9 protein-coding genes, 1 tRNA gene and 1 pseudogene are annotated in these 10,906 nt (G+C 68.8%); 2 read left to right on the top strand and 9 right to left on the bottom strand.

Annotated elements, in window-relative coordinates; all coding sequences use genetic code 11:
* Window positions 1-274: pseudogene (locus HYE82_RS28025) on the top strand (hypothetical protein); the annotation flags it as partial.
* 9 nt (window positions 275-283) lie between these two features.
* Here HYE82_RS28025 and HYE82_RS28020 read toward each other — a convergent pair.
* From HYE82_RS28020 to HYE82_RS28010, 3 genes are all read right to left on the bottom strand, one after another.
* Entirely contained in the window at window positions 284-1,885 is a 1,602-nt protein-coding gene (locus tag HYE82_RS28020) for a TROVE domain-containing protein (protein WP_179176957.1), read from the bottom strand.
* A 279-nt stretch (window positions 1,886-2,164) separates the two neighbouring features.
* On the bottom strand, window positions 2,165-2,899 hold the full coding sequence (locus HYE82_RS28015; protein WP_179176956.1) for a helix-turn-helix domain-containing protein: 735 nt from the start codon (window positions 2,897-2,899) through the stop codon (window positions 2,165-2,167).
* A 110-nt stretch (window positions 2,900-3,009) separates the two neighbouring features.
* Window positions 3,010-3,084: transfer RNA gene (locus tag HYE82_RS28010), tRNA-Leu, on the bottom strand.
* 99 nt (window positions 3,085-3,183) lie between these two features.
* Here HYE82_RS28010 and HYE82_RS28005 point away from each other — a divergent pair.
* Complete coding sequence (locus tag HYE82_RS28005; RefSeq protein WP_179176955.1) at window positions 3,184-3,837, top strand: ANTAR domain-containing response regulator; 654 nt, start codon at window positions 3,184-3,186, stop codon at window positions 3,835-3,837.
* Window positions 3,838-3,930: 93 nt separating this feature from the next.
* On the opposite strand, the gene HYE82_RS28000 is transcribed toward HYE82_RS28005, so the two are convergent.
* The 6 genes from HYE82_RS28000 to HYE82_RS27975 form a co-directional block, all read right to left on the bottom strand.
* Window positions 3,931-4,647, bottom strand: coding sequence for an ABC transporter ATP-binding protein (locus HYE82_RS28000; protein WP_179176954.1), 717 nt, complete (start codon window positions 4,645-4,647; stop codon window positions 3,931-3,933).
* Complete coding sequence (locus tag HYE82_RS27995; protein ID WP_179176958.1) at window positions 4,644-5,792, bottom strand: ABC transporter ATP-binding protein; 1,149 nt, start codon at window positions 5,790-5,792, stop codon at window positions 4,644-4,646. The genes HYE82_RS28000 and HYE82_RS27995 overlap by 4 nt, the downstream gene beginning before the upstream one ends.
* 5 nt (window positions 5,793-5,797) lie before the next feature.
* Window positions 5,798-7,525, bottom strand: a complete 1,728-nt coding sequence (locus HYE82_RS27990) for a branched-chain amino acid ABC transporter permease (RefSeq protein ID WP_179176953.1) — start codon at window positions 7,523-7,525, stop codon at window positions 5,798-5,800.
* 5 nt (window positions 7,526-7,530) lie between these two features.
* Window positions 7,531-8,463, bottom strand: coding sequence for a branched-chain amino acid ABC transporter permease (locus HYE82_RS27985; protein WP_179176952.1), 933 nt, complete (start codon window positions 8,461-8,463; stop codon window positions 7,531-7,533).
* Window positions 8,464-8,577: 114 nt separating this feature from the next.
* Window positions 8,578-9,813 carry a branched-chain amino acid ABC transporter substrate-binding protein gene (locus tag HYE82_RS27980; RefSeq protein ID WP_179176951.1) on the bottom strand — a complete coding sequence of 412 codons (1,236 nt, stop codon included), beginning with the start codon at window positions 9,811-9,813 and terminating at the stop codon, window positions 8,578-8,580.
* A 538-nt stretch (window positions 9,814-10,351) separates the two neighbouring features.
* Window positions 10,352-10,762, bottom strand: a complete 411-nt coding sequence (locus HYE82_RS27975; protein WP_179176950.1) for a hypothetical protein — start codon at window positions 10,760-10,762, stop codon at window positions 10,352-10,354.
* Between the last annotated feature and the right edge of the window lie 144 nt (window positions 10,763-10,906).

Below are 10,906 nucleotides of genomic sequence, written 5' to 3'. Positions count from 1 at the left end.
CCCCAGCCCCTACGACGAGGGCACCTGCCTCAACGGCACCCTCCCCGACTCCACCACCGCCACCCGCGTCAACAACGTCGACGAAGTCCCCTGCTCCGCCCCCGACGCCCACTACCGCGTCATCCAGCGCTTCTCCTTCACCTCCGACATGAACCGCTGCGACGCCAACCCCAAAACCCAGTACGCCTTCTCCCACCGCTACACCCGCAACGGCGTCCCCATCAACGAATACGTCTACTGCCTCGTCGGCATGGGCTCCTACGCCCGCCCCTGACCACGCCGATCAAACCGGCTCGGCATCCCACGGCCAAGCGGCCTCCCGCCCGGCCTCGACGAGACCGACCACCCGGAACGCGGCATCCGTCAGACCGCCGAAGGTGTACCGGCGGGGACCCGCCGGCCCGTGCGCAGGCCGGTACCCCGCCAGGTTCCACGTATAGACCGGAACACCGGCCGACACCTGCTCGGCCGGTCCCCGAGGCCCGTGGGGCGCGGCCTGCTCGTCCGTGACGATCAGGACCCGGTCGTGCTCCCGGAAATGGGCCCGCACCGCCTTCGCGGTCTCGGTACCCCCAAGACTGTGGAACCGTTTCAGCACATCGAGCACCGGCTCGCCCGGCTCGAACGGCACCACCCGACTGCCCCAGCCGAACTCCACCAGATCCGCCCGCTCGGCACGCATGGCCAGAGCCGCACCGAAAACCGCCGCAGCATCAGCCCGCGTCAACTCGGACCGCTCGGACACGGTGTCCCAGAACATCGAATCGGACCGGTCCACCAGGATCAGGCTCCGGCCGGGCAGGGACGGCACGTTCGCCAGGGAATGACCCAGCGCCCGTTCCAGCGCGGCCGCCCAGCGCTGCGAGGGCGCATGCCGATGGGCAGCCAGATAGCGGAAGGGGAACTGTCGCGACCGGGCCACCTCAGAGGCATCCGAAAGCCGCGCGGCAACCCCGGCCGCCACCTCGTCCGACACCCCCGCCCCGTCGAAGTTCCGCAGGTTCCGCAGCAGCGCCATCAACCCCATGGAAGGAATCACGGCCTCCCACACAGCGGCATCCATCGGCCCGTGGAGCCAACCTGCCAACGCCTCCCACGTCACCCCCGCCGCAGCCAGCCGCTCGGAGCCCCCCGGCCCCGTCACCACCGCCCGCCGATCCTCCACAGCCGACTCCACCAACACCCGGTGCGCGGTCAACAACCGGTCCAAAACCGGCGGCACAGCCCGCTCGGGGTGGTGCCGGCGGTCCAGGGCATACCGGAACAGCGCCCCCTGCCACGGCTTGCCGGGGTCGGGAGAGGCATGCACCAGATTGAGCACGTCACCGAAGCGGAAGGCCTTGGACGCGGTGTCGTACTTGAGCAGCGACCGGGACGTGTACAGCCGGCGCACACCGTCCGCGATACCCCGCTTCACGGCTTGCGGCACGTTCCGCCCGTACGCCGAGACCCAGTGGGCCAACAGCTCACCGGGCTCGTCGGCACGCTGGAGCACCGAGTCGATCACGGACCGGTTGGACGGACCTCCGGACACCCCGGCCTCCAGCCGGGCCCGTACGTACGCGGCGGCACCCACCAGGGACGCCGTACGCATGTTGCCCTCGCCGCGAAGCCAGCGCAGCAGACCGGCCGTCCACACCGGGTCCCGGACGGCGAGTTCGCCGACGAGACGGGCGTACCGTTCGTCCCGCTCCTCGCCGCTCTCGTAGAACGTCCGCTGCGTGACGAAGTTGCCGACCGCAAGGAGGAAGAGCTCCTCCCGGGGCTCCCGGACGAAGCCCGCGCCGCCCCCGTGGGTACGCCACCCCGGCCAGGCGGGCCCGTACCGGAGCTGCGGCGGGGGCAGGGAACGGGCGGCCGCCGAGACATGCGGGGCCACGAGCATCTCGGACCAGACCTTGGAGACGCGTGGGGTGTAACGAGGCAGCGAATCCCCCCGGATTCAACAACGGAACGGCCCGCCGGAAGAGCGAAAAGAGCCGGACGGGTCAGGACGACCGCGCCTGCCGAGATCCAAGAGGGCGGCGGCGTCACTTGGTTGTCAGAAGGAAGTAGCCGCAGCCGAGCGCATCGCCAGGCACGATCGCTCTGCCACGCTACAAACCCCATCGGTCCCACGCCACTGATTTGTGCGGAGCCCGGGGGAGGAGGCTGACCGGGCCCCCTAGTGCTTCGGCCCGACGTGGAGGTCCATGAGAGCCACGGACTCCTTGCGGGCGATGGAGACGTTGTGCCGGTTGGCGCGGGTCCAGCCCACTCCGAGGCGGTCCAAGGTGGTCGTGAGGAGGGCGGTGATGTCCGACGACTTGTTGGTGAAGAAGTAGCGGGGGTATTCGTACCGCTTGCCGTTGCGGACAGTCCAGTTGGTGGTCCGGCAGCCGTCGGAGTGGATCAGGCCCCGGACGAAGGCCCAGGGGTGGGCGTCGACCAGAGCCTGCTGCCAGGGCCGTAGGTGGATCCGGCGGTCGTGCTTCTTGCCCGGGGCGTGCTGGGGGAACAGGCAGGTCCAGTGGTTTCCATAGCTGGTCACGGCGACACAGCCGGACCGCTGCAGGATGTAGACCCGACTGTCCGGGTGGACGGCGGTGATCGCGGCGCGGCACTGTGCGATCAGGCCAGGCCAGGCGTCTGCGCAGGCGATGCGCAGGTGATGTCCCCCGTGTGGGTGAGGGCTGATGCAGCCGTCGCCCAAGTAGAGGCCGAGCAGGTAGACGTAGGCCTCCTGGTCGGCGGGGCCGGGGCACTCGTCACTCCGCACCATGCGGGGGAGCGGTTCGATGCGGATCTTCCAAGCGCGCAGTGCGGAACGGGAGATGCCTGTCTCCGTGCTCACTGAGTTCAGGCTGCGGCCTTCCGCCACCAGTGCGAGGGCCTGTCGGCGAGTCGCCATGTCGTACATGCACGCGACAGTGGCTCAACAAAGCGGGCCCGGATGGCGTAAACGTGGGGCTTTCACTGGAAAGGGTGATGGTCGCGGATTTTCTCGCGACCATGGAAATTAAGGAAAAGTGCCCCGGGTCGGACTCGAACCGACACTGTATGGGTTTTGAATCCATCGCCTGCTGCCAATTGGGCTACCGGGGCCCAACGAATCGAAGGTTACCCTCGACCCGCTGCGTGTCCACCTTACCGCAGCTAGGTAGGCTCGGGGGAGCTTGTCTGCCCCGCATCGAGGAGCCCACCGTGACCGCCGAGCACGAGTCGACGCCCACGCCCGACGCCGACCAGTCGCACGTTCCGCCGCTGACGACGCGCGTCGTCATCGCCGAGGACGAGGCGCTCATCCGTCTCGACCTCAAAGAGATGCTGGAGGAAGAGGGCTACTCGGTGGTCGGCGAGGCCGGCGACGGCCAGAGCGCCGTCGAGCTGGCCCGTGAGCACCGGCCCGACCTCGTCATCCTCGACGTGAAGATGCCCGTCCTGGACGGGATCTCCGCGGCGGAGAAGATCGCGCAGGAGTCCATCGCGCCGGTGCTGATGCTGACCGCGTTCTCGCAGCGCGACCTGGTCGAGCGGGCGCGGGACGCCGGGGCCATGGCGTACCTGGTGAAGCCGTTCAGCAAGAGCGACGTGGTGCCGGCCATCGAGATGGCGGTCTCGCGTTTCGCGGAGCTGCGCGCGCTGGAGAAGGAGGTCGCGGACCTCTCCCTGCGGCTGGAGACCCGGAAGCTGGTGGACCGGGCGAAGAGCATCCTGCAGACGCAGTACGGGCTGACGGAGCCCGCGGCGTTCCGGTGGATCCAGAAGACGTCGATGGACCGGCGCATGTCGATGCAGCAGGTCGCGGAGGCGGTCATCGAGGACGCCGAGGAGAAGAGGAACGCCGGCAAGGGGTAGTCCGCCCCGTCTGCGTGCACGGCACGCGATGCGTGAGGCCCGCCACCGGGTTCCGGTGGCGGGCCTCACGCATGGTGCGGTGGGTGGCGGGGGTCAGTCCTCGCCGAGGTAGGCCTTGCGGACGTCCTCGTTGTGGAGGAGCTCCTGGCCGGTGCCCGAGAGCACGATCTTGCCGATCTCCATCACGTGGGCCTGGTCGGCCAGCGAGAGGGCGGCCTGGGCGTTCTGCTCGACGAGCAGGATGGTGGTGCCCGTGGACTTGAGCTCGGAGATGGTGGCCATGATCTTGTGCATCATCAGCGGGGAGAGACCCATGGAGGGCTCGTCCAGCATGAGGAGCTTGGGGCGGGACATGAGGGCCCGTCCCATGGCGAGCATCTGCTGCTCACCGCCCGAGAGGGTGCCGGCGGCCTGCTTGCGGCGTTCGCCCAGGATGGGGAACATCTCGTAGGCGCGCTGGACGTCCTTCTCGATGCCGTCCTTGTCGCTGCGGAGGAAGGCTCCGAGCTGGAGGTTCTCGGCGATCGTCAGCCGGGGGAAGATGTGGCGTCCCTCGGGGGAGTGGGCGAGGCCCAGGGAGACGATCTTGTGGGCGGGAACGGAGCCGAGGGGCTGGCCGTCGAAGGTGATGCTGCCGGAGCGGGGCTTGATGAGTCCCGACAGGGTGCGCAGGGTGGTCGTCTTGCCGGCGCCGTTGGTGCCGACGAGGCAGACGATCTGGCCTTCTTCGACGGTGAAGGAGATGCCCTTGACGGCTTCGATCTTGCCGTAGGCCACCTTGAGGTCGTTGACCTCGAGGAGTGCGGTCACTTGGCTTCTCCGTCCTTGCTGGTGGTGCTGTCCGCGGCTGCAGCCTCGGCCTCGGTGTCGGCGGCCGGGGCGGGGGCGTCCGTGGTGTCGGCCTCCGTCTCGGTCTCCGTCGCCTCGGCCGTGTCGGCGTCCGTGGTGTCGGCGGCTTCCGTCGCCTCGGTTTCCGTGGCTTCGGTGTCCGCCGTGTCGGCTTCCGCGTCGGCGGCCGGCTCGGCGTCGGCCTCATCGGCGTCGGCCTCGGCGGCCACGGCGGCCGGCTCGGCGTCGGCCTCGGCGGCTGCAGCCTCGGCGGCCTCGACCTCGGCGGCCTCGGCCTCGGCTTCGGCGGCCGGGGGCTCGAAGGGCTCGCCGAGGTAGGCGGCGATGACGCGCTCGTCGCCCTGGACCTCGGCGGCGGTGCCCTCGATGAGCTTCTCGCCCTGGACGAGACAGGCGACGCGGTCGCAGAGGTTGAAGATGAACCGCATGTCGTGCTCGATGACGAGGACGGCGATGCCCTTGTCGCGGATGGCGAAGATGAGCTCTTCCGCGGCGCGGGTCTCCTGTGGGTTCATGCCGGCGGTCGGCTCGTCGAGGAGCAGGAGGCCGGGGTCGCTGGCGAGGGCGCGGGCGATTTCGAGCTTGCGCTGCTCGCCGTAGGGGAGGTTCTTCGCCAGGTGCTGGGCCTTGTGCTCCAGGCCGATGAACTCGAGGAGTTCCATGGCGCGGGCCTCGGAGGCGGCTTCGGCCTTCTTGAAGCCGGGGCCGCGCAGGAGGGCGGACCAGAGGCCTTCCTTGGTGCGGGTGTGGCGTCCGACGAGGACGTTCTCCAGCACGGTCATGTTGGCGAAGAGCCGGATGTTCTGGAAGGTGCGGGCGATGCCTGCCTTGGTGACCAGGTGCGGCCTGGGCGGCAGGACGGTGCCCTTGTAGCTGACGGTGCCCTCGGTGGGGACGTACAGGCCGGTGAGGCAGTTGAAGAAGGTGGTCTTGCCGGCGCCGTTGGGGCCGATGAGACCGACGATCTCGCCGGAGTTGACGTGGAGGTCGACGCCCTTGACGGCGGTGAGGCCGCCGAAGCGCATGGTGACGCCGCTGGCCTGGAGGACCGTCTCGCCGGCCGGGGCGGCGGCGGGCTTGGTGGTGGTGTCGGTGGTGGTCGTCATGGTGTTCACGCACCCGCCTTGGCCGTGGCCAGGTCGGTGGGAGCCTGGTCGGCGGTGTCGTCGTGGAACTCGAGCTGTGCGCGCTTGTCGGCGATGAGGCCTTCGGGGCGCAGGCGCATGAGCAGGATGAGGGCGATGCCGAATCCGAGGAGCTGGTAGTCCTGGAGGAACTGCAGCTTCGCGGGGATCAGGAAGAGGAGTGCGGAGCCGAGGATGGGTCCGCGGATGGTTCCCATGCCGCCGAGGATGACGGCGGCGAGGAGGAACGCGGAGTTGGGGGGTACGGGTCCGGCGAAGACGTAGTTCTCGGGGACGACCGTGGTGTTGACGTGGGCCTGGACGGTGCCGGCGAGGCCGGCGAGGGTGGCGCCGAGGGCGAAGGCGATGAGCTTGACGCGGAAGCCGTTGATGCCCATGGCTTCGGCGGCGGTCTCGTCTTCGCGGATGGCGATCCAGGCGCGTCCGATGCGGCTGTTGCCGGCGCGGGCGAAGACCACGATGACCAGGGCCATGACCAGCAGCATCAGGAGGTAGTAGTTGGCGTAGGCGCCGAGGGTGATGCCGAGGACGTTGTGGGCCTCCCCGAAGTTCCACCCGAAGAGTTCGAGGTGGGGGATGTTGGGGATGCCGTTGGGGCCGTTGGTGATCTGGGGGCCGGAGGTGCCGTCGAGGTTGCCCATGGCGATGCGGAAGATTTCTCCGAAGCCGAGGGTGACGATGGCGAGGTAGTCGCCGCGCAGGCGGAGGGTCGGGGCGCCGATGGCGACGCCGAAGACCAGGGAGGCGAGGGCGCCGACGATGACGGCGGCCCAGAAGGGGAGGTGGAGGCCGAAGGCGGATGCGGTGCTTCCGGAGACCAGGGCGGCGGTGTAGGCGCCGACGCCGAGGAAGGCGACGTAGCCGAGGTCGAGGAGGCCGGCGAGGCCGACGACGACGTTGAGGCCGAGGGCGACGGTCGCGAAGATCAGGATGTTGACCGCGATGAGGGTGTAGGTGTCGCCGCTCTGCTGGATGAAGGGGAAGGCGACGAAGGCGGCCATGGTCGCGATGAGGGCGACCTGGCGGTGGTTCGCGGTGATCTCGGCGAAGCGGTCGGTGATGCCGGACTTGAGGAGACCGGTGGCGGCGAGGCTGACCGTGATCAGGTACGCGATGAAGAGCTGCGGTTCCTTGTCATCGGTGTCGATGCCGAAGGTGATCACGAAGAGGGCGAGGGCGTAGACGCCGACGATGATCAGGATCTCGGCCCAGGAGGGCAGCTTCGTGGTGGTGGCGGCGGCCTTGCGGGTGTCGTCGGTGAGCTTGAACGCGGCCAGGGCCGGGATCAGGGAGGCGACGAGGGCGAGCCAGGCACCGGGTTCGAGGTGGACGATGCCGCCGAGTTCGACGGAGATGGCGGCGGCGGTGAACCAGGTGGTGGCCGCGGTGCCGAGGGCGAGGAACCGCAGGGCCTTGGTGGCGCCCTTGGGGGCGAGCCAGCCGAGGCCCTTGGTGCCGAGGGCGGAGAGGGCGTAGAGGCCGGTCAGGAGGGCGCCGATGAGGCTGAGCATCTGGAGGGGCGCCGGGTACCCGTAGAGGGTGAGGTTGCCGGGGAAGGCGGCGGTCCACGTCCAGGCGAGGAAGGCGCTGACGATGGTGAGGAGGGAGCCGCCGGTGACGGCGTACAGCAGGGTGGTGCTGTTGTCGGTCTTCTCGGCCGCGGCGGGGCTGAGGGTGGCTTCGTTGGTGGTCATGGTTCTCACGCCCGATCCGTGACGCGCTGGCCGAGCAGGCCTTGGGGCCGCACGAGGAGGACGACGATGAGGAGGACGAAGGCCCAGACGTTGGCCCAGGCTCCGCCGCCGAGCTGCTGCATGCCCGGGATGTCCTCGATGTAGGCGATCGAGAGCGACTCGGCGAGTCCGAGGACGACGCCGCCGACCATGGCGCCGTAGATGTTTCCGATGCCGCCGAGGACGGCGGCGGTGAAGGCCTTGAGTCCGAGGATGAAGCCCATCTCGAAGTTGATCTGGCCCTTGTCGACGCCGTAGGCGACGGCGGCGACGGCGGCGAACGCGGCACCGATGGCGAAGGCCATGACGATGATGCGGTCGGTGTTGATGCCCATGAGCTTGGCGGTGTCGGGGTCCTGGGCGGTGGCCTGCATGGCGCGGCCGCTGCGGCTCTTGGAGACGAAGACGCCGAGGGCGAGCATGCAGAGCGGGGCGAGGGCCAGGACGAAGGCGTCCGCGCGCTGGATGGCAAGGCTGTCGGTGATCTGGAACGCCTTGCCGGTGAACTCGGGGAAGCTCACTGCCTTCTTGGCGTCCGGGTAGAACTGCCAGACGAGCTGCTGGAGCGCGATCGAGAGGCCGATGGCGGTGATGAGGGGTGCCAGGCGGGGGGCGCTGCGCAGTGGCCGGTAGGCGAAGCGTTCCGCCGCGGTCGCCACGGCGACGGAGGCGAGGGCGCCTCCGAGGATCATGAGGGGTATCGCCACCAGGAGCGAGGTTCCGCTCGGGAGTGCGGTGTAGGTGGTGAGGGCGCCGAAGCCCCCGATCATGAAGATCTCGCCGTGGGCGAAGTTGATGAGCTGGACGATGCCGTAGACCATGGTGTACCCGATGGCGATGAGGCCGTAAAGGGCACCGAGGGCAAGGCCGTTGGCCAGCTGTTGCGGCAGTTCGTGCACCGCAGGGCCTCCGATGTGCGTGTCGGATAAGAGTCCGCGCGAGGGCGCTGTTTGCGCCCTCGCGCGGCTTCGTTCTTTTGGTGGGTCAGGTGGTGGCGCCGTCAGGCGTGGCGACTACTGGTTGAAGGTGTCGCTCTTGACGTCGATCCACTTGCCGCCCTCGACCTTGTAGACCGTGAGCTGCTTGTTGGTGGTGTCGCCGTACTCGTCGAAGGAGACCTTGCCGGTGACGCCGTCGAAGGAGACCTTGCCGAGGGCCTCGACGACCTTGGCGCGGGCGTCGGTCGGGACCTTGCCGCCGTTGGCGGCGACGACGGCCTTGACGGCCTGGATGACGGCCCAGCCGGCGTCGTAGGAGTAGCCGCCGTAGGCCGCGTACGGGTCCTTGTAGCCGCCCGCCTTGTAGTCCTCGATGAACTTCTTGGCGGTGTCGAGCTTCTCGACGGGGGCGCCGATGGAGGTGGCGAGGTCGCCGTCGTTGGCCTCGGCGGAGGCGGAGATGAAGGCGGGGTCGTAGATGCCGTCGCCGCCGAAGAGCGGGATGCTGGCGCCGGTCTTCTTGATCTGGTCGGAGAGGAGGCCGCCCTCGGGGTACTGGCCGCCGAAGTAGACGGAGTCGGCGCCGGAGGACTTGACCTTGTCGGCGGTGGAGGAGAAGTCGGTCTCCTTCACGGTGACGTGGTCGGTGCCGACGACCTCGCCGCCGAGCTTCTTGAACTCCTCGGCGAAGATGCCGGCGAGGCCGGCGCCGTAGGTCTGCTTGTCGTCGACGACGAAGACCTTCTTCTTGCCGGCGTCCTTGAAGAGGTACTGGGCGGCGAACTTGCCCTGGACGACGTCGGTGGCGGCGGTGCGGAAGTAGGTCTTGAAGGGGCGCTTGTACTCGCCCTTGCCCCAGTTGTCGCCCTGGCTGAGGGCCGGGTTGGTGTTGGCCGGGGAGACCTGGGCGAGGTTGGCGGAGGCGAAGACGCCCTGCATCTGCTGGGCGACGCCGGAGTTCAGGGGGCCGACGACACCGAGAACGTCCTTGTTGCCTACGAGCTTGGTGGCGTTTGCCTGGCCGGAGGCAGGAACTGCCTGGTCATCAAGGGCTTCGACCTTGAATTCAACGCCGGGGACCTCGTTGTTCTTGTTTGCGGTCTTGGCCGCGAGGTCCACGGAGTTCTTGATGCCCTGGCCGAGAGCGGAAAGGGAGCCGGTGAGGGGGGCGTCAACGCCGATGACGACGACGGTCTTGGAACCGTCGGCCTTGTCCCCGGTCTTCGCCGCATCGCGGGAGCCGCAGGCGGTAAGAGTGAGGGCTCCCGTGGTGATCACGGTCGTGAGGACAAGCAGAGAACGGTGTCGCACGATTCTTCCTTTCCCTGGCGCGGCCGCCCTCGAAGTCGAGGGTGCCGAACGGGAGCCGGGCCGCACTGGGAGTTCCACGGCCGTGCTGGGTTGCGCTCTGTGGCGCGGTGACTGGCCGTGACTCTAGGCCGAGGTGGCGAGCGCGGGGGAGCGGGGAAAGGAGGATGTGACTGTCTTGTTATGCCAAGGCCAAGAATGTGAGGGGGGAGTTCGGACAGATCGGGCGTTTGGCGACGCCGTGGAACGTCCGCATCGTGAGAATTTCCCGGATCTTTAAGGGGCTTGAGGGCCTCATGGTCCTGTCATGGATCAAATCGGGCCGAATGTCGCAGCGCGTGTCCGAAAGAATCCCGGGGGCGGCATTCCCTGTGGGAAAAAGGGGCTTCTGTCGGACGTGGGCATTACTGGCAGTAATGGCGACCCTTGATCCACTTCGTACGATTGGGTCGTGGCCGAAACGGGCGGAACGCCCCCGAACTGCGGTTCGGCCGTACGCCGCCGGGTGCCCGGAAGTCGGACGGCGGGATCGGGATTCCGGTCACCCGGCCGGGCTGGGCGGCCGCCAGTTCTCGGAGCTCCAGGTGGCCCCGTCCTGCTCCGCGCACCGCTGTGCGACGAGCCGGTCGACGAGCTCAAATGCCTTGGCCTGTCCGGCAGTTCGCTCCTCGAACCGACCTGCGGCGACGGCCTCCTCGTGGATCGCGTACTGCGCATTGGACATGCCCTTCTGCTCCCAGTCCAGCCCGGCCCAGTAGCTGCCCTTGAGGGCCTCTTTCGCCCAGTAGGACACCAGAGTTGTGCAGATCTCGGCAGGTGGGGACGAGGTCGGGGCGGCCTCCTGCGGGGACTTCGGGCCGCCCGGGGCGCAGGCGGAGCCCGCCCCGAGGGCCAGGGCCGCGAGGAGCGCGGCGGCGCCGTACCGGGCCGCGCCGGGAGGCTGGGTACCCATGAGGGGGACGGTAGGCCGTCACCTTCGGTGACACAACGGCCGTGCGCGGGGCAGGTGCGGATTGGCGGATTCCGGGCGGTTGCCGCAGCCGCAGGGCTCCGGCCGGACGCGGAGGCGGGGCAGAGGCGGGGCAGAGGCGGGGCA

Origin of the sequence: Streptomyces sp. BR123 (genome assembly GCF_013401435.1) — a bacterium.
GTDB lineage: Bacteria > Actinomycetota > Actinomycetes > Streptomycetales > Streptomycetaceae > Streptomyces.
The sequence above is the reverse complement of the archived record's forward strand: the minus strand, read 5'-3'. Positions and strand labels throughout refer to the sequence as shown.

Excerpts from the sequence above, each read along its gene's own strand:
- HYE82_RS28020 (WP_179176957.1), bottom strand. The coding sequence starts at position 1,885 with ATGCTCGTGGCCCCGCATGTCTCGGCGGCCGCCCGTTCCCTGCCCCCG.
- HYE82_RS28015 (WP_179176956.1), bottom strand. The coding sequence starts at position 2,899 with ATGTACGACATGGCGACTCGCCGACAGGCCCTCGCACTGGTGGCGGAA.
- HYE82_RS27995 (WP_179176958.1), bottom strand. The coding sequence starts at position 5,792 with ATGACGACCACCACCGACACCACCACCAAGCCCGCCGCCGCCCCGGCC.
- HYE82_RS27990 (WP_179176953.1), bottom strand. The coding sequence starts at position 7,525 with ATGACCACCAACGAAGCCACCCTCAGCCCCGCCGCGGCCGAGAAGACC.
- HYE82_RS27975 (WP_179176950.1), bottom strand. The coding sequence starts at position 10,762 with ATGGGTACCCAGCCTCCCGGCGCGGCCCGGTACGGCGCCGCCGCGCTC.